Origin of the sequence: Pseudocitrobacter vendiensis (genome assembly GCF_943590815.1) — a bacterium.
Taxonomy (GTDB): Bacteria; Pseudomonadota; Gammaproteobacteria; order Enterobacterales; family Enterobacteriaceae; genus Pseudocitrobacter; species Pseudocitrobacter vendiensis.
Map to the genome: position 1 here is coordinate 69917 of NZ_CALSBS010000021.1, position 21081 is coordinate 90997.

The 21081-nt window shown below is 45.3% G+C and carries 23 protein-coding genes, 1 tRNA gene and 1 pseudogene; 16 read left to right on the forward strand and 9 right to left on the reverse strand.

Translation table 11 applies throughout. From position 1 onward, the window contains the following. Positions 1-86 precede the first annotated feature (86 nt). The 5 genes from NMC31_RS18995 to NMC31_RS19015 all read right to left on the reverse strand — a co-directional run bounded on the left by NMC31_RS18995 (position 87) and on the right by NMC31_RS19015 (position 2834). Positions 87-365 carry a hypothetical protein gene (locus NMC31_RS18995; protein ID WP_253898850.1) on the reverse strand — a complete coding sequence of 93 codons (279 nt, stop codon included), beginning with the start codon at positions 363-365 and terminating at the stop codon, positions 87-89. Between the two features lie 2 nt (positions 366-367). Beyond that, complete coding sequence (locus NMC31_RS19000) at positions 368-1054, reverse strand: replication protein P (RefSeq protein WP_253898851.1); 687 nt, start codon at positions 1052-1054, stop codon at positions 368-370. Next, positions 1051-1968, reverse strand: a complete 918-nt coding sequence (locus NMC31_RS19005; protein ID WP_253898852.1) for a phage replication protein O — start codon at positions 1966-1968, stop codon at positions 1051-1053. The genes NMC31_RS19000 and NMC31_RS19005 overlap by 4 nt, the downstream gene beginning before the upstream one ends. Positions 1969-2052: 84 nt before the next feature. Beyond that, the gene (locus tag NMC31_RS19010) at positions 2053-2604 is read right to left on the reverse strand and encodes a toxin YdaT family protein (RefSeq protein ID WP_253898853.1); all 552 of its coding nucleotides are present in this window, start codon (positions 2602-2604) and stop codon (positions 2053-2055) included. 2 nt (positions 2605-2606) lie between these two features. Beyond that, a complete protein-coding gene (locus NMC31_RS19015) occupies positions 2607-2834 on the reverse strand; it encodes a transcriptional regulator (protein ID WP_029882071.1) in 228 nt (75 codons plus the stop codon). 72 nt (positions 2835-2906) lie between these two features. Between NMC31_RS19015 and NMC31_RS19020 the strand changes: the two genes are divergently transcribed. From NMC31_RS19020 to NMC31_RS19030, 3 genes are all read left to right on the forward strand, one after another. After that, positions 2907-3320: a helix-turn-helix domain-containing protein gene (locus tag NMC31_RS19020; protein WP_073397240.1), complete on the forward strand. Its 414-nt coding sequence runs from the start codon at positions 2907-2909 to the stop codon at positions 3318-3320. Between the two features lie 122 nt (positions 3321-3442). After that, the gene (locus tag NMC31_RS19025; protein ID WP_253898854.1) at positions 3443-4384 is read left to right on the forward strand and encodes an LAPAL motif-containing putative phage structural protein; all 942 of its coding nucleotides are present in this window, start codon (positions 3443-3445) and stop codon (positions 4382-4384) included. A gap of 362 nt (positions 4385-4746) precedes the next feature. Continuing rightward, positions 4747-4944: a hypothetical protein gene (locus tag NMC31_RS19030; RefSeq protein ID WP_020882489.1), complete on the forward strand. Its 198-nt coding sequence runs from the start codon at positions 4747-4749 to the stop codon at positions 4942-4944. Here the strand turns inward: NMC31_RS19030 and NMC31_RS19035 are convergent. After that, complete coding sequence (locus NMC31_RS19035; RefSeq protein ID WP_071605447.1) at positions 4931-5140, reverse strand: hypothetical protein; 210 nt, start codon at positions 5138-5140, stop codon at positions 4931-4933. The genes NMC31_RS19030 and NMC31_RS19035 overlap by 14 nt on opposite strands. 87 nt (positions 5141-5227) lie before the next feature. Here NMC31_RS19035 and NMC31_RS19040 point away from each other — a divergent pair, with 87 nt between their 5' ends. From NMC31_RS19040 to NMC31_RS19070, 7 genes and pseudogenes are all read left to right on the forward strand, one after another. Next, a complete protein-coding gene (locus tag NMC31_RS19040; protein WP_253898855.1) occupies positions 5228-5434 on the forward strand; it encodes a cell division inhibitor protein in 207 nt (68 codons plus the stop codon). An 11-nt stretch (positions 5435-5445) separates the two neighbouring features. Next, positions 5446-5613 carry a YdaE family protein gene (locus NMC31_RS19045; protein WP_253898856.1) on the forward strand — a complete coding sequence of 56 codons (168 nt, stop codon included), beginning with the start codon at positions 5446-5448 and terminating at the stop codon, positions 5611-5613. Positions 5614-5754: 141 nt separating this feature from the next. Continuing rightward, positions 5755-8724 (forward strand): RecE family exodeoxyribonuclease, encoded by a 2970-nt coding sequence (locus tag NMC31_RS19050; RefSeq protein WP_253898857.1) that lies wholly within the window; start codon positions 5755-5757, stop codon positions 8722-8724. Beyond that, positions 8684-9845, forward strand: a pseudogene (locus NMC31_RS19055) (RecT family recombinase). The gene NMC31_RS19050 and the pseudogene NMC31_RS19055 overlap by 41 nt, the downstream one beginning before the upstream one ends. A gap of 40 nt (positions 9846-9885) precedes the next feature. Beyond that, entirely contained in the window at positions 9886-10128 is a 243-nt protein-coding gene (locus NMC31_RS19060) for a DUF4060 family protein (RefSeq protein WP_253898858.1), read from the forward strand. A gap of 47 nt (positions 10129-10175) precedes the next feature. After that, complete coding sequence (locus NMC31_RS19065) at positions 10176-10523, forward strand: helix-turn-helix domain-containing protein (protein WP_253898859.1); 348 nt, start codon at positions 10176-10178, stop codon at positions 10521-10523. After that, positions 10406-11560: a site-specific integrase gene (locus tag NMC31_RS19070; RefSeq protein ID WP_253898863.1), complete on the forward strand. Its 1155-nt coding sequence runs from the start codon at positions 10406-10408 to the stop codon at positions 11558-11560. Before NMC31_RS19065 ends, NMC31_RS19070 begins: the two co-directional genes overlap by 118 nt. Positions 11561-11574: 14 nt before the next feature. On the opposite strand, the gene NMC31_RS19075 is transcribed toward NMC31_RS19070, so the two are convergent. After that, positions 11575-11650 (reverse strand) — tRNA-Thr (locus NMC31_RS19075). A gap of 238 nt (positions 11651-11888) precedes the next feature. Between NMC31_RS19075 and NMC31_RS19080 the strand changes: the two genes are divergently transcribed. Further along, positions 11889-12803: a hypothetical protein gene (locus NMC31_RS19080; protein ID WP_149897239.1), complete on the forward strand. Its 915-nt coding sequence runs from the start codon at positions 11889-11891 to the stop codon at positions 12801-12803. A 506-nt stretch (positions 12804-13309) separates the two neighbouring features. Here the strand turns inward: NMC31_RS19080 and NMC31_RS19085 are convergent. Next, the gene (locus tag NMC31_RS19085) at positions 13310-13774 is read right to left on the reverse strand and encodes a helix-turn-helix domain-containing protein (protein WP_014639787.1); all 465 of its coding nucleotides are present in this window, start codon (positions 13772-13774) and stop codon (positions 13310-13312) included. A 238-nt stretch (positions 13775-14012) separates the two neighbouring features. Between NMC31_RS19085 and NMC31_RS19090 the strand changes: the two genes are divergently transcribed. Then, on the forward strand, positions 14013-14510 hold the full coding sequence (locus NMC31_RS19090; RefSeq protein WP_000919052.1) for a hypothetical protein: 498 nt from the start codon (positions 14013-14015) through the stop codon (positions 14508-14510). A 157-nt stretch (positions 14511-14667) separates the two neighbouring features. Here the strand turns inward: NMC31_RS19090 and NMC31_RS19095 are convergent, their stop codons facing one another. Then, entirely contained in the window at positions 14668-15225 is a 558-nt protein-coding gene (locus NMC31_RS19095) for a recombinase family protein (RefSeq protein ID WP_000190112.1), read from the reverse strand. Positions 15226-15461: 236 nt separating this feature from the next. On the opposite strand from NMC31_RS19095, the gene NMC31_RS19100 reads away from it, so the two are divergent. From NMC31_RS19100 to NMC31_RS19115, 4 genes are all read left to right on the forward strand, one after another. After that, a complete protein-coding gene (locus NMC31_RS19100) occupies positions 15462-17726 on the forward strand; it encodes an AAA family ATPase (RefSeq protein WP_253898860.1) in 2265 nt (754 codons plus the stop codon). Beyond that, positions 17723-19561, forward strand: a complete 1839-nt coding sequence (locus NMC31_RS19105; RefSeq protein ID WP_000153207.1) for a UvrD-helicase domain-containing protein — start codon at positions 17723-17725, stop codon at positions 19559-19561. The genes NMC31_RS19100 and NMC31_RS19105 overlap by 4 nt, the downstream gene beginning before the upstream one ends. A gap of 163 nt (positions 19562-19724) precedes the next feature. Then, the gene (locus NMC31_RS19110) at positions 19725-20057 is read left to right on the forward strand and encodes an NIPSNAP family protein (RefSeq protein ID WP_001261100.1); all 333 of its coding nucleotides are present in this window, start codon (positions 19725-19727) and stop codon (positions 20055-20057) included. Between the two features lie 269 nt (positions 20058-20326). Then, the coding region (locus tag NMC31_RS19115) for a TIGR04141 family sporadically distributed protein (protein ID WP_253898861.1) at positions 20327-21081 on the forward strand (755 nt) is incomplete at its 3' end.

Genomic DNA, 21081 nt, shown 5'->3' on the forward strand with positions numbered 1-21081 from the left:
ATTGCGATGCTCTTCACTGCCATAACGTGCAACCTGTAAATCATTCGCATAAGTTAAGCGCTTTTCATTTTGTTTGTTCTCAATTCTCATAACCCCTCCCAATTACTTCTCGCTTTAGCCAGCAGACTGTTAAGCATTTTCGCGTTGGCACTCACACCGAAGGGCTGACAACGAATTGCGCTGTAGTAACAAACGCGATCAACGATTTCATTCACCACCTGACCAGCATCGCGCATGCGGTGCATCTTGGAGCGAACGCCATCCACAGAAACGTCAAGATGCTCTGCAATTGCGAAGACCGTCGATTTCGGGTTTGCAGCCAGAAATTCCAACACCGCGTTCGTATCGATTTTTTTCTTCGCCATGGCTACGCCCTCCCGCCAGCTTTCATGCGATCGTATTTCGCTTTAAGCAGCTCAACCGGTGTTGGTCCTGTTGGTGCTGCTGGCGCGGCAAGCGCGCGTCGAACAGGAGGGATCGGCTTACCGGAAAGCACCCGCTTTTCCCACATATCCAGAACCTTGACCGCTTCACGCTCCAGCTCCTGGCGGCTTAACTGCCCTTCAGTGCTGCGATGCCGCAGTTCGATGCAGATGTGATACATGACGTCTTTTGTCCATGGATACTTCTCGCTGCTGGTGTAACGGAAAACCATTTTCTGCCACTTCCAGTACTCGGTCATAACGTCAGCTACGCTTACCCCCAGTGCGCTGCGTTCTTCCTGGCACCACTTGACGAACTGACCCGGCGAAGGCAGGAATGGACGCTCCTGGCGACGCACCATGCGCATACCGGCTTCAACTTGCTCCATGGAGGTTATCCCGTTTTCTTTGAACGCCAGCACCCACTGCCGGCGGATCTCGTTCACGTCTTCCTGGCTGCGATTAACCAGGCTTGCCGGGAACGCAGCGGCCAGCTGAACGAATAGCCCGTTGATAATCTGCGCCACCTGCTGCGTTTGTTCGCGCTCGGTGTACTGCTCAGGCAAGTTGTGCGCCAGGCGGCGGGCCTGTTCCCGGTCAAAATTTTGAATGCTCACTGAGAGGTTTTTCATTCCAGCACCCCGTCAATCCAGTCGGTGTTATGCAGGTCGATGCTGCCTCGGGAAGGTTTTGCCGTTCCGGTTGCACGCAGCCGTTTTGTAGTGAGCTGATCCCACTGTTTGCGAAGACTCGAGGGACTCAGGATGTTGTCTTTCCAGAATTCGTCCCGGTTAGCCCACTGGAACAGGTCACAGATTTCGTAGTGAGTACGATTGTCCTGGACACGCATCAGCCTGATGGTGTTTGCCCATTCAGCCCAGTTTGGCTCAGATAGCGATGCGTTGACGGTGAGAAGCCTGTCGTAAATCCAGCGAGCGGCCTTGAGGTCGTCAGCGGATCCCCATGATTTACCTGCCGGGGTGTATATCCCGGCGGCAGCTTCTGGATGGCGAGAAAGAAACTTTTGAGTTTTCTGGTTTCGGGATTCGTCAGAATTCCGAGACGAGGATATTTTATTATTGTTCTTGTTATAGTCTTGGGTGTCTACCGTTTCCGGGAAGGTTTTTCCCGTTTTCGGTAACACTTTTCCCGATTTCGGGAAGACTTTTCCCGTTTTCGGTTTGTCTAAAATCCAGGCTGAAAGGTCAGTATTTATACCGACCGTTTTCATTACGCCCTGCTTCTGATTGAAGATAATTTTGCGTTCTGCGAGTGATTTGAGCGCATCAGAAACATGCGAATCACTCAATCCTGTAAGCTCGGCGATCACCGTGTTCGTAACTCGGTCCTGCTTCTTGTTCCAGCCGTAGGTAAGCCAGATCACCGCTTCAAAACACTGCCACTCCCGGCCTGACATTCTCAGACGAGGCTTGAGCTGTTGGATCTCGTTAGCGACCTTGGTATACCCGTTCGACAGGTCGGCCATACGACCTCCCGGTTGTTCGGTTCTGTTGGGGAAATTGATAATTTCAGCTGTGTTTGACATACTTAGCTCCGCAATTACACTCCGTTTTTGCACCTGAAAGCCGTTGGTGTTCGAGCACCGCGGCTTTCGCCTTTTCAAAAGTCTTCACATTGCCCCCAGCATGGTTGTGACCATCGCCAGCAGCGGCGCAGTAAGGTCCGGATCGACACGGAACATCTCAAAAATCCCCTCACCTAACTCCTTCAGTTTTTCCTTCTTGGGTGCATCGAGCATCAGAGCTTGCTTCGCCTCACTTACCTCTTTTTCCAACCTGGCCATGCGAAATGCGAACGTGTCGTTCCTTACGACACGATCGCGGTATCGAAGCGGTAATACGGACATGATCGCTGGCATCAGTTGTTCGACGTTCTTTCGGTACGATGCGGAGTCTTCTTTGTTGTCGAGCCAGCGGAATAGCTTCACGTTCCAGACATCGGCCTGGCCTGAGAAGTCCACGCCATTAAGCTGAAGTTCTTCTGCAGCGTCTTGGATTTGAAGCGCAACAGATACGCGCCCTTCTACCGCTGCCCACGCCCGGACTGCAGAACAAATATCGCGGTGATCAATATCCTGCTCTGCCGATTCGCTTTGATGACACGGGAATATCATTGGATTAGAGGAAGCTCTGCTACTCTGTTGAAATGAAACAGCTTGCATTGTTAAGGCTCCTGTTTAGGTAAACCATCAGTTGGGTTTGGATAGAGGTCGGGGCGCAGCTCGTGGGGAGTTACGCCTGTCATTTTGAAAATCGGGAAGATATAACTTGGCGGGACGATCCCTTGGTCACGATTCTTCCAATGACTTACAGACATACTCGTCACACCAAGCGCGATGCTGAGCTTTCTGGCTGAGCCAGCGGCTTTAATTGCTTTATCGAGTGCGGACATGTGCTTCTCCTGCTTATTGATAGCAGAAGTAAACCACAGATTTACACATCATGCAAACTATGGATTTATTGTGTGTATAAACCAAATATTTACAATGAACCTATGAGAAAAGAAGAACCCAACCTCGTTCTGGTAGAGCGCCTTACTGAGATCACTGATCGCGGCGTTACAAAAGCAGACATGGCACGAATAGCTGGAGTCACCCCTCAGGCCGTAAACGGCTGGTTCAAAAAAGGTGTGATTAGTAAGAAATCGGCACTGGCCATAGCCGACGCTGTAGGCATTTCTGTCGCATGGCTACTTGGTGAGGACGTTGGAGAAAAAGACGGACTTAAGCCAGACGAACAGCGCTTGCTGGAGCTCTACCGCCAGTTACCTGAAGAAGAGCAGCAGAACATGCTCCGCATATTCGCGATTCGCCTGAAAGAACTGGATGACCTGTATGAGAAGTACATGAAGGGGCGGATCCGGTCGCAGGAGGATTGATAACCGGCAAACGTACAATTGACTCTTACAATCGAGAAGCGGTAGGGATTTCCATCCGGCATCAAGCATTGTGTCGGGGTAAAAAGTAAATTTACTGTATATGCGATCAGGTGAGTGCCATAATGGATGCAGGCAGCAATTCGGAAACTAATGATATGAAGTTCAGGATAGTATACGACGGACCAGCATTGGAGACGCACGAAATGAACGTGCGTGACCTTGCCCCTGCACTCCTATCCCTGTCAGATGCATTAGAGGAAGCCGGAAAAACCGTTTATGGTAACAAGACCGTTGTTTCAGTAAAGGTTAATGCATCATTCAGAGCTGGCTCATTTGGAATAGATCTGATTGCCTCATCGACATCTTGGTTCAAACAGGCAGTTGATTTCTTTTCGGGCGATTCCGTAACAGCCGCCGCTAATCTTATTGCTTTAATTGGTTTTTGCCCTGGTCCCAGAGAAAAAATTTGCAAGGGTCTGATCCAATTAGTTAAATGGATCGGACCAAGAGAAATTAAAAAGTTACACAATCTGCCTGATAGCAACATTGAAGTCTTTGTTGATGACGAAAGTGAAATTTTCGATAGCAAAGTAATCGAACTGTATAGAAACATTAAACTTCGTTCTTCATTGCAAGAAGTTATATGCAAGCCGCTAGAGCAGGAAGGTATCGACAGTTTTGCTTCCACTGTCGATGATGGACTGACGTTCATGACGATCGATAAACAAGAGGCGCATTATTTCAAAGTTGAGCTTGCTGCTGAATCAATAATCTCGGAGTCCACGGTAGAGAAAGCCCTTCAGATTAAGAACATTTCTTTTAATGAAGGCAGCCGATGGAGATTTTCGGATGGAGCCAGTAGCTTTTTGGCTGAGATTAAAGACCAGAAGTTTATCAGTGATATTGATAACAACACCCTAAACTTTTCTAAAGGCGATATGTTGCTTGTTGACCTAAAGGTAACCCAATACATGATTGGTGATACTATAAAAACCTCATTCGAAATTGAGCATGTAAAAAAACAGCTGAATCCACAGAGACAAATAGACCTCCCATTTGAATAAATGCATCCGGCCACTGCGCCGGTTTTTTTCTACCCTCACCCTTCAACTCTTCCGCCAAACTAACGCCCAGAACGCTCTATCCCGACCTTTCCGTCGGGATTTTTTTTTGCCTGCGATTCGGCAGACAGGTCACGAAAACCAGCAATACAAACCTCAGATTTACAATTGCCATTAACCTTTAGTTGGCACACGTATAAACCAATGATTTAATCTAACTAACCAAGACGCACCACGAACCACCTAGGCAGGACGCCCACGAAGTAGCCGCCGACGGCATATGAAAAGTCGGATGAGGTGGATTAATCAACGCGCATCAGGTGTAAACGTTCCGCTGGCCGGCGATAAGGCAAACGAGGGTGAGAATGATTGATGAAAAGAAAGTACAAAATGTTAAAGCGCCATTGCTAACTAGTAATAGCAAAGTGATTCAAGCCGCAGACGCTGCACTTACAGCTTTGAACAAGTCGTTTGATGACGTTATTGAGAAAGACTACTGGCTTGCAGAAAAGATGAAAAAGGCAGCACTAGAGGCCGCCCTTGCGTCAATTACCATTTTATAGGGATATCAAAAGGTTCTGGTCGTTCAGAATTGTATTGCTCTTCAGCTGCATTACGGCATTCAGGAAGCAATTCTGAGACACGTTTAATCAGAGCTTCAGGTGAAGTGATTGCAGGATCTTTTGCTGCAAGTGCTAAAGCCAAATCGTAAGCGACAGACTCTTGATCTCTTTTATCCTGAAAAACGTTGAAAGACATGATTTTTCCTTTGCTGGCTGTGTGAGAACTTCCAGCATACCACCGAGCCTGAAGTGGATAAAAGACAGGCATAACAAAGGGGATAGCATGATTCATCAGCACTACGGAACTCAGACGGTCAACCGCGGCGCAGTTATGCCGGGCATGCTCGTCAAACACAATGATTCGACCTGGACTGCATCAGCTAATGCGCGCGGTCGTTTGTATCTCCAGCGTGGCATGGATAGAACCTACATCAAAGACTTACTGGTTGAGGTTTATCTAAACGGTTTAGGGCATGGCCTTAGCCATTAACGGGAGGAGTTATGCAGGAAAAGAAATGCGCTTACCACCTGTGTGGAAAGCCTATCGAGCAGGGAAAAGAAGTTAAGAATGTGCTGACGCTGATTCATGGCGCGCAGCTGAAGCACCAGGAACGTGATTACTGTTCTGTACGTTGTGCTTCATACGACCAGATGGCTCACGAATCATAACGTAAAAACCCGCGCAAGGCGGGCCTGTACGTCCGGTGCCACCGACCAAAGTTACACCGGAAATTACACAAAAACCAATGAACACCCAATGGGCGCTATCAATGGCCCGGGGATTCTAACATCCAAAATTGAGGATCTCACATGGAATTCTTCTACGTGGTTAAAGCCACTCAGAAATCCGGCAAGCCAGATGCAGTCGTTTGGTTCACTGCAAAAACAGAAGCTCGCGCCAATCTCCAGCTCGATGTTGAACTGGAAGAAGCGAATATCGAGACCGGACGCGGTAAAGATTATCAGAAGCCGATCCGCACTGATTTTCCCGTATTTAATGACCTCCCGGAAGAAAGCACCGTTGATTTGACCTGGTGCGAACGCTATGAGCTGGCGGAAGACATGCGCACCTGGCAACTGAAGCCAGGCAGCAAGCCTGATGATGCCTTTCACGGTGAAAGCACACCAGCGGCTGCCGCCGATGCCACCACGCCTACCGATGCGAACGCAGTAACCACCACGCAAGAAACAGAGAAGGAAGCTGTTGATCTGTTCGCCTATGGCAAATTTCCATACGAGAAAAAAGTACTCGGCACCTGGTTGTACGGGCTTTTCGATTCGCTAACTACTGAGCAGTTGCAGGAGATTACGCGTGTAGAGATGGATATGGATGAAACATACGCCCAGAACGTATTGCTGGCCGCGCGTGATTTCAAAACTCGCCCTATTGAGCACGTGTTCCCGGAAACACTGGCCGACCTGTTTACTGCCACAAAATCTATCTGGCCGGTGAACGGTAAAGCTCCGATGCTCAATGACCTGATCACCTTCTTTGCAGAGTGGGTCAATACACATCAGAGCGATCGCGTTTCCCGCGACGATGTAACGGCGAAGTGGTTCGCGAAACATCGCAAGGCTCCTGCGGTTGAAACAAAGTCCGCGCCGGAACCGGTTCAGACGAAAGAACGTTACAAACGCGCCGTCCCGCAATCCACGGCAGGCCTTCGCAATGAGATCGCCATTGCTCAACTATACCCCAATGCCGAACCGGGCAAAATCAGCCGCCCGCAGCTCACAGGGGCAAAAGACCTACAGGAACGCGAAGAGGCCGTGTTCATTACTGCCACCAAAACCCTTATGGGTATCAGCGACATTCTCGAATACGACACTCAAACGGTGTTTGGTGTTACTCGCGTTATAAAGTGGAACGGTGAGAATTCTGTCAAAGAGCTGCGCCAACAGGCGCGCAGCTGGCTGGCAGAGAATGGCATCTATGAAACAGGTGAGCCTTCGAATGGTTACGCCGAATGGGCTACTGAGTCTCGCGAGCAGTCAGAAAAGAAAGATTCAGTACCAGCCACGCAGCCTGAAAACCAGCTGGAAGTTAAGAACCATGGCGACGGTATCTTCTCTGTGGAAGAGCTGATGGCGAATTCAAAACTCTATGGCAACAAAAGCGAGACCACCAGCAATGGCCAGATGGAAACGACTGAGCAACACCAAGCCGAAAATAGCGCTGCGTTACCAGCAGGCGAAGGTACTGTGGAAGATGATTCGCAGGCAGATACCGTAACGGAAACAGTATGTACCGGATGTGGCGCTATTGGTGGCGGGCATTGCCCGGACTGTGGCGCTGTGACGGGTGATGCGACATATGCAGCGATGGAATCAGGTTTGAATGAAGAATTAGACACGCAGGAGCATGACAGCAACAAACAGGAAACTCCGGCAGCTGCGGCGCCAAGTCATCCGGACAACACAGCACAGGATTTGGTTCCGATGGAAACAGCCAGCACGCCGGAAGACCTGCAGGCCGAACCAGCCATTGAGTACCCGGCATTCTTCGAACCTGGCCGTTATGAAGGTTTACCAAACGAGGTATATCACGCAGCCAACGGTATCAGCAGCACCCAGGTTAAAGATGCTCGCGTGAGCCTGATGTACTTCAATGCGCGCCATGTTGAGAAGACCATCACGAAGGAACGCTCTCCGGTTCTGGATATGGGGAACCTGGTACATGCACTGGCGCTGCAACCTGAGCAACTGGATGCTGAATTCAGCGTTGAGCCAGAAATCCCGGAAGGCGCATTCACGACAACCGCAACGATCCGGGCGTTTATCGATGAATACAACGCCAGCCTGCCGGCGCAGCTGTCTGCCGACGACATCAAAGCATTGCTTGAAGAGTACAACGCCACCCTGCCGCCACAGGTGCCGCTGGGTACTTCTCTGGAAGAGACCGGCCAAAGCTACATGGCTCTGCCTGCTGAGTTCCAGCGTATTGAAGAAGGCCAGAAGCAGACCGCAACGGCAATGAAAGCTTGTATCAAAGAGTACAACGCCACCCTGCCCGCTCAAGTGAAAACCAGCGGAAGCCGTGACGCCTTACTCGAACAGCTGGCGGTGATTAACCCTGACCAAGTAGCACAAGAAGCGCAGAAACCGCAGCCGCTGAAAGTATCTGGCACAAAGGCAGATCTGATTCAGGCCGTGAAGGCAGTAAACCAGGACGCGGTGTTTGCCGACGAACTGATCGATGCATGGCGCGATAATCCCGAAGGAAAAGTACTGGTCACCCGCCAGCAGCTAAGTACCGCGCTAAACATCCAGAAAGCTCTGCTCCAGCACCCGACCGCCGGCAAGCTGCTAACGCACCCGAACCGCGCTGTAGAAGTGAGTTATTTCGGGTTCGACGACGAAACCGGGCTGGAAGTCCGTGTACGTCCGGATCTGGAAATCGACCTGGACGGTGTGCGCATCGGTGCCGACCTGAAAACCATCAGCATGTGGAACATCAAACAGGAAGGTCTGCGCGCCAAGTTACACCGCGAAATCATCGACCGCGATTATCACCTGAGCGCGGCCATGTACTGCGAGACGGCAGCGCTTGACCAGTTCTTCTGGATTTTTGTCAACAAAGACGAGAACTACCACTGGATCGCCATTATTGAAGCGTCCACTGAACTGCTGGAACTGGGCATGCTGGAGTATCGAAATGCCATGCGAGCTATCGCAATCGGATTTGATACGGGTGAGTGGCCAGCGCCGATTACAAACGACTACACCGACGAACTGAACGATTTCGACATGCGCCGTCTTGAAGCGCTGCGTCTGGCATAAGGGGAAGAATCATGGAAAACACCAATATTGTTACCGCTGAACAGCAGGCACCAAACACCATTTCCGCCAGTAACGCAATTTTTAACGTACAAGCGCTGGGTCAGTTAACTGCGTTCGCTAACCTGATGGCCGATTCTCAGGTGACAGTACCGGCACATCTTGCCGGAAAACCTGCCGACTGTATGGCGATCGTCATGCAGGCAATGCAATGGGGCATGAACCCCTACGCCGTGGCGCAGAAAACACACCTGGTGAATGGAGTTCTTGGCTATGAGGCCCAACTGGTCAACGCTGTTATCGCCAGTTCCAGCGCCATCCACGGGCGCTTTCACTATCGCTATGGTGGCGATTGGGAGCGCTGCACCAGAACTCAGGAAATTTCGCGGGAAAAACACGGAAAGAATGGAAAATACAACGTAACCGAGCGCGTCCGGGGCTGGACAGATGAAGATGAAATTGGCCTTTTTGTTCAGGTTGGCGCCATCCTTCGCGGCGAATCAGAAATCACCTGGGGGGAACCGCTTTACCTGTCCGGTGTTGTGACTCGCAACTCCCCTCTGTGGGTGTCAAACCCAAAACAACAGATTGCATATCTTGGCGTGAAGTATTGGGCGCGTCTTTATTGTCCGGAAGTGATTCTGGGGGTCTATAGCCCGGACGAAGTTGAGCAGCGCACCGAGCGTGAAATTAATCCGGTGCCAGCGCAGAGAATGTCTGTGAAAGAGATCACCAGCGAAGTAGACATCACCGCCAGCGCGCAGGAGTCAGCTACGAACGTTGACGCTCTGGCCGATGAGATCCGCGAACGCATCGATACGTCCAGCACTGTAGACCAGGCCAAAGCCATCCGTGCAGATATCGAATCACAGAAAGCGCTGCTGGGTACCGCTCTGTTCACCGAACTGAAGAACAAAGCCGTTAAGCGTTACTACCTGGTGGATCACCGCAACAAAGTCGAGGCTGCGATTAACTCTCTGCCTAATCCCGGCGAACCAGACGCGGCAGAACTGTTTGCGAAGGCCGAATCAGCGCTTACCGCGGCGCGCCGCCACCTGGGCGACGAACTGTATGACCAGTTCCGTATCACCCTCGACGACATGAAACCGGAATACGTTGGCTAACGATGTCGGGAGGGGAAACCCTCCCCTTTAAGGAGAACCTATGCGGCTGATTAACCGAGGCAGTAAGCAATCCCCGTTAGCACGTCAGGCATGCGATATCGCGCTTGCGACGCATGCGGAACGTTATGGCGACTACGGGCGCAGCAAAATGAAAGAGACATACACGGTTCAGGTGGAAGGCGTAAAGGTCTGGGTCGAAGTTGTGAACCGTCAGAAAAGCTACGTGGCCACAGCCATGACAGGCATGCGCCGCCTTCGCGCCCTTCCCGGCCAGGTGTCCTGATAACGAATTATCAAAATGGCCCAGCAATGGGCCATCGGAGAATGGCTATGGATGAAGTTATTTTTACGAGAGATGAGGCTGCTGCATTTCTGAGAGTAGACAAAGGCACTATATCAGAGTGGATACGCTCCGGCCGCCTGGCTGCAACCAGGGTAAACCCACATAAAAAACGCAGCCCATTCCTGATTTGCAAAACAGACTGTATTGCAGCCTTAAAGAACCCGATCCACAATCAACCGGTGAATGCGGTTGATGTGCATAAGGAGAAAGCATGTCAATCAAACTACGAGGCGACACATGGCACTGTGACTTCGTTGCGCCAAACGGGCAACGAATTAGACGCTCTCTTGAAACAGCGGACAAGAGGCAAGCACAAGAGCTTCACGATCGTCTAAAAGCTGAGGCATGGCGGGTATCTAAATTAGGTGAGTCGCCGAAAAAAACCTTTAACGAAGCGTGTTTGCGTTGGTTAAGGGAGAAGGACGAGAAGAAAAGTCTGGATGACGACAAAAGCCGAATCGGGTTTTGGCTAATGCATTTTGACGGGGTGATTCTTTCAGATATCACTATTGAGAAAATAATGGAGGCGGTTGATGGAATGGAAAACCGCCGCCATCGCCTGAACTGGGAGATGACCAGAGACAGGTGTATACGTTTGGGAAAGCCCGTACCAGAGTATAAAGCAAAACCAGCGGCGAAGGCGACGCGCAATACTCACCTCGCCTTCATCCGCGCGCTGCTGAATCTGGCCGTAACATGGAAGTGGCTCGACCGTGCACCGAAGGTTTCCACACCACGGATTAAAAACGGGCGCATACGCTGGCTGACAGAAGAAGAATCAAAGCGGCTATTTGCCAATATCGCGCCGCATTTCTTTCCTCTGGTCGTCTTTGCAATAACTACCGGCTTACGTCGATCCAATGTTACGGATCTCGAATGGTCACAAGTGGATCTTGAAAAGCGGATTGCCTGGATGCATCCCGACGAAACTAAGGCAGGAAACGCGATAGGCGTTCCACTTAACGAGACCGCTTTGCAGATACTCAAAGCACAGCAGGGTAAGCATAAGCGATGGGTATTCGTTCATACCAAAGCTGCGTGGCGAAACGATGGAACGAAAACACCGGCAGTAAGGAAGATGCGCACTGATAGCAATAAAGCGTGGAAAGGCGCACTCAAGCGCGCAGGGATTACCAACTTCCGATTTCATGACCTTCGACATACCTGGGCGAGCTGGTTGGTTCAATCAGGAGTTTCTTTGCTGGCATTGAAAGAGATGGGGGGATGGGAAACGCTCGAAATGGTTCAGCGTTACGCGCATCTTTCAGCCGGACATCTAACCGAGCATGCGAGCAAAATCGATACGATTTTGAACCGGAATGTCACAAACATGGCACAAGAGGAGAATGTGGTTTACTTGAAAGTGAGATAACTCATTGAATTAACTGGTGCCGATAATAGGAGTCGAACCTACGACCTTCGCATTACGAATGCGCTGCTCTACCAACTGAGCTATATCGGCTTTGGGGCGCGTAACCATAAAGCATTAATCAATGATGAAATCGCATTGTAGGACAGTTTTGTAGGAGAGCCAATGTCCTCTACAGAGCACTAAAAAACACATGACGTAAAATAGCCTAAAATGAAAATAATTATAAAACAATATGTTATGTTACCGTTTAAAAATAGCCAACCAGAAGCATTGAAAAGCCTAAGTTCACAAAATAATGTCCCGCTTATTCAACTAAGGAGTGGGAATTATGTCATCAGAAACTAGTTTACGTAGCCAGCTTGAGCTTCCAAATGATCAGCAAATTGATGTCCTTGCTGCGATTCTCGACAATGAGAACGAACAGGCGACATCAGCCCGTAGTATATCTACCGAACCTCAAGAAGTTCTTGAGAAACACCCCGGTATTACTCCTTTTAAAGATCTCGTTTCAAAAGCATCAGAGATCGTTTTGACAAAAAATGGTAATGAGATAGCGCAATGTCTACGCTCTATCCTTGAAAACAAAAATGATTACCTAAACCATCGAGATGAAGCAGTGTCATTGTCAATTGCGTTGAATATTTCACAATACATAGCTCCGAGATTTCGTGCGCTTCCTCCATCACCTAAAAGAACGTCTGATGATGAACCAAACCAATTAAGCATTGACCGCCAAGTCATCGATATGCACTGGACATGGATACAAGGACAAAAAAAAGCAGTAGGTGCAGAAGAGTTTGAGCACCTATTTCAGCGTGAAGAATTTGACTGGATCTTGGCAGAAAAATTTGCGCGTCTAAATTGGACAACTGACGTAAAAATTAGGGCATTACAGATCAATGTAAACCTTCAATGGGAGTTAGCACAGTATCAATCTAAAAAACACCGTGATTCATGGCGGAAACTTCAACAAGGAGATGTCCGAGGTGGCAAGTTGCATTCATTGGGGATTGCACAAGTTACGGAGAGACTTGAAGTTTCAGTAACAAAACGGAGAAATCTAGCAAAACATATTCCTCATTGGGTTAATGTCTGGCTTGCTTCCCGCATATCCGATAAATCATACATGAGTTTAGCGCAGATAATAAGATTTATGACAGGGGAAAGCCACGATGAGAAGAGGCTTAAATCATCATTAAAAGCTGTTTTACAACGTTTAGATTCATATGAGAAAAAGATGTGAACTCAAAATTTGAATGAAACGATAGCCTTGAAAAACAATTTACCGGGTTTATGCGCGATTAGTTTACCCAGTATGGGAGCTATCTCTTTTGCCATAAAACCCGCGTAAATCATAGTTCTTTGTATGACTAGGGTATTGCTTAGCTTTCTAACTTTTGTAACTGATTACCCAATAACAGGGTCGCGACTTTGTCGCGACGGGCTGCTTACGCAGCCTGAGTTATCATAGAAGAACAACTCTCGGGAAGGGTGAAGATTCGGAGCAAAATAAAACTGACAAAAACTCACGGAGTGAGTTTATTTTTTGAATCCACCACAAAAATCATAACAGCTTGAATTTAATAATAAAAAACATTAAAAGCGATATGTAACGCCTCTGTAACGCACCCGTGTTTCATGATTATCTATATACAGCCGAAAGAATCAAAAGTCCTAGGGTGGACAGCATCCATTATGGGGATGCAATGTATAAATCCTATTTGCCAAATTTATATCCTTATACTGGCACTACTTCCTAAGCCTATCCCATTTAACAGCAGACACAATTCCCCAATTGCCCGCAGAATTCGGCCTACGCCACTTTGCCGTCTCCATGCTACGGAGATATTCAAGGGCTTCGATAAACGAGCCAAAACGCTTCTGAGCGGCTTTATCTCCTACTGCAAATGAACCATCGCGACTACTCGCCAGTTCGGGATTAAAGCACGTCCCATCCGCCGCATAGGGAACCAGTAGTTCTGGGTCGTTTTCTTCGGATGAGTCGAATACTAACAACTGCCACGGTTCAACACTGAGAGCGCTAGCCAGCACCTCAATGGCATCGAGAGATGCATTAGAACCGCCACGTTCAATGCGGCTCATATAGCTACGTGCAAACCCACACCGATCCGCAAATGCTTCCTGGCTCATTCCGGTGGCAACGCGCAACTCTTTTACCCGCTCGCCAAACTGTATTCTTAGGGATTTTTTCATGCACTGAATGTGCAATTTTGACCACTGTAAGGCCACGCTCCATATGAGACATTTCGAATCTAACGATCCCTATTGTGAGCACAATCACCCTCACGAGAAGTCTGTATCGCTACAATCAAAGATTCAAAATGAATACTATTAGTGACAAATAAAGCCAATATCGTATGATGGCTGTCACAGGTTGGGTGTCTTCAGCGCTCACTATGAGATGTGATGTTGTTTGGCAAATGAGGAAATCATGGCGGGATCAGATTTTATATTACCTATGATAGCGGGAGCCGTGCTCAGTTGGGCCAGTTACAGCATGGTCGCGCACGTTACATCAAAACGGCAGATCAGCACTCTACGAGCAATCTCATGGGGTGTTCTGGGAACGCTCTCACTAGTGCTGGGATTAAGTGCATTCGCAGCTGTTAGCGCTGAACTCCCGGGAGAAAAACAAAATGCCTTGTGCTTGATTAACGAGCCAGAATGCTATGCAAAAGCACATCATAACCCCGTCAAAAAGTGCAAACAGGTAATGGATGAGAAAGCGACGTTTCGCCATGTGTGGCTAGATAGCGAAGAGCAACCAGTTTTCAGCACCTACCTCTGGCACGACAAGAGCAAACAAACTATTCAAATATTCGGGCAACAAGCTAAGGCGATTAATAGCCTTGGGATTCAAACACCACTCCAATATTTTTGTGTATTCAACGCCAACACCGGGGAAGTCATCGCGGCTTCATTTGAGTAACCACTATAAGCCCCCCGAACTTATAAGTGGGGGCATTCAACCTCGTCGATCTTCTTTGCTGCTCTAACCGGAAACGGTGTCACAATCTTTCTTTCGTTTTGAATCTCTCACGCTAACCAACCCAAAACTCGGGGTTGCAATGAAAGTTTAGAAGCATTTAAAGCAGCGCGGCTATAGTCGCTCTGGAAACACCGTATTCACGCGCTAACGCACTGATACTGGTCCCGCTATTCTTTTTCTCTATAATCGCGCTACGGGCTTCTGGTGCGATTTTCGATGGTCTGCCCAGCTTCTTTCCTTCAGCTTTTGCTCGTGACAGCCCCGCCTGAGTGCGTTCAATAAGTAGGTCACGCTCCATTTCCGCAACGGCTGCCAGCATAGACAACAGAAGCTTACCGGCAGCAGAAGTGAGGTCAGTAGTTCCAAGCTGGTGGACGATCACCTTGATATTACGCTCTGCCAGTGCCCTGACCGTCTGGAGAACATCAATCGCATCACGTCCCAGACGGTCTAGTTTTGCAACTACCAACGTTTCACCATCGCGAATTTTGCTAAGCATTTCAGAAAACGCTTTACGTTGCATAGCCGGAACCTTCCCACTGACAATATCGGCAAACCAATAGTCAATTTGCCACTCAGCTTGCTCAAGCTCCAGTCGCTGGTTCTCAGTATCCTGCTGCGTTGTTGAAACACGCCCGTAGCCAAAAGTAGCCATTGTTATCTCCCCATCTGACCCCTGCCAGAAAACGAGGCCAACATTAGGATGGCCTGTCAGAAAAGCCAAGGCTATTTTTCCAACAGTGTGAAGGCGTGCGATTGGGAGGTGCCAGAAAACGGTCGATTTCTTACATCATGGTTTCTATTGACTACACAATCAAAGTGGTTATGTTCTAATCGAAACGTAAAAATTTCTCTAGCACAGCAAAATAATTTCATAAGGATATTATTAATATGAAAATAAATTTCATTGAAATTAAGAATTTTAGAAAGTTGAAGTCTGTCCGCATAGATATTGCAGAAAAAACCACTCTCTTTGTTGGTGCTAACAATAGCGGTAAAACGGCTGCAATGGAGGCCTTAGGACATTTCCTCGTTGATGCCTCGCGGTTTAGCGTAAATGATTTGACACTTTGCAATTGGGCAAAAATAAAAGATATCACTGAACAATGGTTAACTGAGGAAAATATAGACCTTGCTAAATCACAGGAAGCTTTCTCAGATCTTTTTCCTTGCATGGATATTTGGATCGAAGCGAAAGAAAATGAGCTCCAATATGTCAATCATATACTACCAACGTTAGAGTGGAATGGAGGTTTAATTGGAGTAAGACTGAGATATGAACCCAAGAAATTTGATGTTTTCTTTGAGGGCTTCATATCTTCCCGCCAAAATTCATTAGATATACACGACCGAATTTCTGAGCGGATTGATAAAGAAAATTACACAATAGCATTGTGGCCTAAAGATATTTATGAATATCTTTCAAGAAAGTTGAACTCAATGTTTACAATCAAGTGTTATAGCTTAGATCCTTCGAAATTAGAATCATCTGATAATGGAATAGCCAAACCCCAAAGAATAGACAGTCAGCAAACATTACTTGATGGCATACCTCTCAAAGATCTAATAAGAATTGATGAGATCAATGCACAACGTGGCTTTGGAAGCCCCTCTGCTGCCGACAAAGAGAATAGCAAATTAAACACACAGTTGAGAGATTATTATTCGAAACATCTTAACCCAATAGAAAGCCCTGAACTATCAGATATCGAAGCTCTACAAGCCATTCGTGATGCTCAGGATACATTTGATGAAAGATTAAAAAACTGTTTCTCTCAAGCCATAAAAGAAGTTGAAGGCCTCAACTATCCAGGAGTAACTGATCCTAAACTAAAAATCTCTACAAAAATAGAACCAATTGATGGCTTAAATCACGACTCAGCAGTTCAATATGAGTTAACTAATGCTCTAAGCAATGTATCTTTAGACTATTTAAGATTGCCAGAGAGTTACAATGGACTAGGTTATCAAAACTTAATCTCAATTGCATTTAGACTAATGGGGTTCAGAGATAGTTGGATGAAAGTTGGCAAAGCTACAAATAAAAAATTAGCAGACGACAATCAAGAGGATTTTCCAGCCCCCCTGCATTTGGTTTTGATTGAAGAACCTGAAGCTCACTTGCATGCACAAGTGCAACAAATCTTCATTAGGAAAGCATATGATATATTGAGGAATCATAATAATTTAGGCGATAAAGAAGAGCTTCATACACAACTCATTATAAGCACACATTCGAGCCATATTGCCCACGAGTGTAAATTTTCTTCTTTACGATACTTTAGAAGAATTCCTGCTTGTAAAGAACATGAGATCCCTGTATCAACAGTAATCAATCTTTCCAATGTTTTTGGTGTAAATGATGATACGGAAAAATTTGTAATAAGATACCTTAAGGCAACACATTGTGATTTATTCTTTGCAGATGCAGTAATTCTTGTTGAAGGCCCAGCCGAGAGGATTTTAGTTCCTCACTTAATTAGAAGACACTACCCTTTCTTAAATCAAAGCTACATTACCTTATTAGAGATTGGTGGTAGCCATGCCCATCGACTAAAGAATCTGATTGTTAGTTTGAATCTTTTAACTCTAATTATTACGGATTTAGACCCTAAGGATTCACAAGATGGCAAGGTTAAGCCCTCTAAAAAAGACAGCGGTTTCGTTACAAGTAATACAACGCTTGCAAGTTGGGTTCCAGAAGTTACCGGTGTCGATGAATTGTATAAACTCACGGAAGATAAGAAAGAAAAGAAATATAATGATTTCTTTTATGTTTACTCAGCTTTTCAGATTCCTGTTTTGGCTGCATTCAAAGGTGTTAACCAAGAATTTTTACCAAACACGTTCGAAGACTCATTAGTCTACAATAATCTAGATTTTTTCAGTAATCTTACTGGTAATGGTTTAGTGAAGAAATTCAAAGCATCAATTACTAATTGCAAAAATGCAGAGGAATTTGGAGAGGAATCATTTTTACACTTATCTAAAGGTAATAAAGCTGAATTTGCATTAGATATACTTTACCATGACGAAAGCGATAAATTAAATACACCTAATTATATAAGTAATGGTCTAAAGTGGCTCGAAGAAAAGATAAAAATAAAACAATTAGAGCTTGTTTCTGATTTAGCCAGTGATGGAGAAAACAAATGACTATCAAACAAACTGAGGAAATATTAGATTCTAATATACATAATTACTTAACGGGCACTCAAAAGCATAGTTTCCTTCTTTATGCTGGAGCTGGCTCTGGTAAAACCAGGACTTTAGTTAATGTTCTGGAAATGATATTGAAGAGTCACTCAGAAGAGTTCAGGCTAAGAGGGAAAAGAATAGCCGTGATAACATACACCAATGCGGCTTGTGATGAAATAAAAAGAAGAGTTAAATTCAACAAATTAATAGATGTGTCTACAATTCATAGTTTCCTATGGGAGCTAATCAGGCATCACTCCAGTGATATAAAATCTTGGTTAATGGAAAACATTGCTGCGGAGATAGCTGATTTAAGGGACAAACAAAGCAGAACAACTAGAGTTTCACAAGCTTCTTTAGAAAGAGAAAGAAAGATAGTTTCCAAAGAAAAACGTCTGCAAAACTTATCAGATGTATATAAATTCACATACAACCCTACCGGGGATAATAGGACTAAAGACTCTCTAAATCATTCAGAAGTCATTAAACTCGGTTCTTATTTTCTAGATAGAAAATATACTATGCAGAAAATATTGGTTAATCGCCATCCAATTCTTTTAATTGATGAAAGCCAAGATACTAACAAACTGCTAATGAATGCATTACTCGAAGTTGAGAAAAATAACAGAGATACATTCTCGGTGGGTCTGTTAGGGGACATGATGCAAAGGATATACTCTGATGGTAAAAGTGATTTAGAGGCATGCCTTGACGAACACTGGAAAAAACCTGAAAAAAGCATTAACTATCGTTCTCCAAAAAGAGTGGTTGCTTTAATTAATTTAATTAGAAGTCAAGTGGATAATCATAAACAAAAGGCCAGAGAAGATGCCGAGGAAGGATATGTAAGAATTTTTATAAAAGAATGTCATTCTGATAATAAAGATAGAGATGAATCGTTTGTAAAAAAAAGAATGAGAGAAATTACTTTAGATGATGATTGGGAAAACCATGATTCATTAGTAAACACCCTAATATTAGAACATCATATGGCCGCAACACGTATGGGCTTTATAGACATGTTCACTCCTCTCTATCAAATTGAGCGATTAAAAACTGGGCTTTTAGAGGGCTCTCTGGGTAATATAAATTTCATTTGTGGAATTGTTTCACCATTAATATCCGCCTGTATTAAAAATGATACTTTTACTATCACTAACATTTTACGAACAAATGCACCCTTATTAAAAAGAGAACATCTTTTAAAAAACACAAATAATACCTCTCCACTTACACAGATCAGAAACTCTCTTGATATGTTAAAGAGTTTTATTTCTACAAACCCCGAACTTATCACAATTAATTTACTACATAAGATAAATGAAATAAAATTACTTGACGTCCCAGATTCTATACAAGAAATCCTAGAAAGTAACGATAACTCACAAGATGATATCATTGAAGCTTGGCAGAAAGCGTTTAGCTCTCCTTTATGTCAATTTGATAAATATTATAATTATGTCAAAGGCAAGACAAACATCGATACTCATCAGGGAGTTAAAGGTCTAGAATTTCCTCGTGTTCTAGTTTTAATTGATGATTCTGAGGCTAAAGGTTTTATGTTTAGTTATGACAAACTTTTCGGTGTTAAAGAAAAAACCAAAACTGATTTAGATAATGAGAAAGAAGGTAAAGATACTAGTGAAGACAGAACTAGAAGACTATTTTACGTCACATGTAGTCGAGCACAAAAAAGCCTCGCCATTCTTGCTTATACAGATAATACAGAAATGCTAAGAAAAAACCTATTACATAAAGGATGGTTTGATTCGAGTGAAATAGAAATAATTTAATTAAAAGCAGTAATAGGATATTTTAAAGTGAACTGACATCATAAAAATGTTGGTTCACTTAATACGAACCATCGGTAAGAAACAAAAGTTGGTGTTGAATAATATGTCCACTTATACATCTTGTTATTTTATGCACATAGCCGAGCATTAATGGAGAATAAAATTGAGAACCGTCGAAATACTGCAATACACCTTACGCAAAGGCAGCGGTGCCGCTTTGCATGCCATCATGCAGGAAATCAGCGTTCCCCTACACCGACGCCACGGGATCGACGTTGTTTCGTTTGGCAACTCGCTTCATGACCCGGATTGCTACTACCTGATTCGCGCCTTTGACAGTGCTGAAAGCATGACTACGATTCTTGAAACTTTTTACGCAAGCGATGACTGGCGCAGCGGCCCACGCGAAGAGATTATTCGCAGCATCGAAACCAGCATTAAAACAGTGATGAATCTACCATCAGAAAGCGTGGAAGGTCTGCGGTTGCAATCATAGGTTACATAGCTTCACCAGACGCGTTTTGAGCGTCTCCAAATTTGGCACTATTAAATACACTACTTTTAAAGAAAAACCGCGCAGAGAGCATCCTGGTGCTCTTGAAACAATACTTCAGTTAGTGACCGCCTCTATGACTCGGTGGGTTAGCATAGTCACCAGTAGGCGGTATGTTTGACCTATATCACGATTAGTATGAGTAAAAATGTAAACTTTTCTCAAATACAAGTAACTTCATAACTGCTTACCTCTCAAAGGGCTGAAATGATATGAAAACAAGGTCTTTTTCTATTTTTTTGCTTAAAGCAGGCTACAACGCACAGAACTCCCTCAAGCCAGATCATCAACTTCTCGATGACTTTCAGGCTCAAAACCTCCCACAGGGTGCAAGTTTATTTATTTCTGACAGATTTAAAACAACTCCTTGGTGGGTGAATTACTTCTCAATTGGCGGGAATTTAGAACAAGAAAGTAAGGGAGCGTTAATTTTTCTTCCAGTAAGAGATCGATGTTTCGCACTAACTTTTGGGCACATTTATCACAATCTACGCGATGTTTCCTATGAGTATGACTTTGGTCTTAAAGTAACATTAAACAGCCTTGAACCTAAAGAGTTAAAAAGTGCTGACATAGTGGATCCTGGTGCATCAAGAAGAAAAAGAATGCAAGTTCCTGTCATGTCTGACTTAACCTATTTGGATTTTGACAGTAATAGCGAGATTTTAAAAAGCTTAACAGGAAAAGTTAAGCCACAGTATATAGAACTATTTAAAAATGCCACTGGCTCTACAAATTTAAAAGTAGGTCTAAAATTAGAACCGGATGAGCTTATAGTTTTATGTGAACAGCTACTGGATTTATATGCAAGCAATGAATATTTAGAGTCTTTCCCTAACATACAAAAAATAGTCCCGGAAAAAGACCCTCTAAAAATAGAAAAGTTAGACACTTCACTTTTAGAGGCATTTATAAATAAAAGTGATGAATTATCCTTATCAATTCCGGACATTGTTGATTATAGTGA

Excerpts from the sequence above, each read along its gene's own strand:
- NMC31_RS19045 (WP_253898856.1), top strand. The coding sequence starts at position 5,446 with ATGCAGGAAAAGAAATGCGCTTACCACCTGTGTGGAAAGCCTATCGAG.
- NMC31_RS19010 (WP_253898853.1), bottom strand. The coding sequence starts at position 2,604 with ATGCAAGCTGTTTCATTTCAACAGAGTAGCAGAGCTTCCTCTAATCCA.
- NMC31_RS19095 (WP_000190112.1), bottom strand. The coding sequence starts at position 15,225 with ATGGCTACTTTTGGCTACGGGCGTGTTTCAACAACGCAGCAGGATACT.
- NMC31_RS18995 (WP_253898850.1), bottom strand. The coding sequence starts at position 365 with ATGGCGAAGAAAAAAATCGATACGAACGCGGTGTTGGAATTTCTGGCT.
- NMC31_RS19015 (WP_029882071.1), bottom strand. The coding sequence starts at position 2,834 with ATGTCCGCACTCGATAAAGCAATTAAAGCCGCTGGCTCAGCCAGAAAG.
- NMC31_RS19000 (WP_253898851.1), bottom strand. The coding sequence starts at position 1,054 with ATGAAAAACCTCTCAGTGAGCATTCAAAATTTTGACCGGGAACAGGCC.
- NMC31_RS19030 (WP_020882489.1), top strand. The coding sequence starts at position 4,747 with ATGATTGATGAAAAGAAAGTACAAAATGTTAAAGCGCCATTGCTAACT.
- NMC31_RS19005 (WP_253898852.1), bottom strand. The coding sequence starts at position 1,968 with ATGTCAAACACAGCTGAAATTATCAATTTCCCCAACAGAACCGAACAA.
- NMC31_RS19090 (WP_000919052.1), top strand. The coding sequence starts at position 14,013 with ATGGCGGGATCAGATTTTATATTACCTATGATAGCGGGAGCCGTGCTC.
- NMC31_RS19080 (WP_149897239.1), top strand. The coding sequence starts at position 11,889 with ATGTCATCAGAAACTAGTTTACGTAGCCAGCTTGAGCTTCCAAATGAT.
- NMC31_RS19025 (WP_253898854.1), top strand. The coding sequence starts at position 3,443 with ATGGATGCAGGCAGCAATTCGGAAACTAATGATATGAAGTTCAGGATA.
- NMC31_RS19105 (WP_000153207.1), top strand. The coding sequence starts at position 17,723 with ATGACTATCAAACAAACTGAGGAAATATTAGATTCTAATATACATAAT.
- NMC31_RS19035 (WP_071605447.1), bottom strand. The coding sequence starts at position 5,140 with ATGTCTTTCAACGTTTTTCAGGATAAAAGAGATCAAGAGTCTGTCGCT.
- NMC31_RS19040 (WP_253898855.1), top strand. The coding sequence starts at position 5,228 with ATGATTCATCAGCACTACGGAACTCAGACGGTCAACCGCGGCGCAGTT.
- NMC31_RS19100 (WP_253898860.1), top strand. The coding sequence starts at position 15,462 with ATGAAAATAAATTTCATTGAAATTAAGAATTTTAGAAAGTTGAAGTCT.
- NMC31_RS19065 (WP_253898859.1), top strand. The coding sequence starts at position 10,176 with ATGGATGAAGTTATTTTTACGAGAGATGAGGCTGCTGCATTTCTGAGA.
- NMC31_RS19050 (WP_253898857.1), top strand. The coding sequence starts at position 5,755 with ATGGAATTCTTCTACGTGGTTAAAGCCACTCAGAAATCCGGCAAGCCA.
- NMC31_RS19085 (WP_014639787.1), bottom strand. The coding sequence starts at position 13,774 with ATGAAAAAATCCCTAAGAATACAGTTTGGCGAGCGGGTAAAAGAGTTG.
- NMC31_RS19060 (WP_253898858.1), top strand. The coding sequence starts at position 9,886 with ATGCGGCTGATTAACCGAGGCAGTAAGCAATCCCCGTTAGCACGTCAG.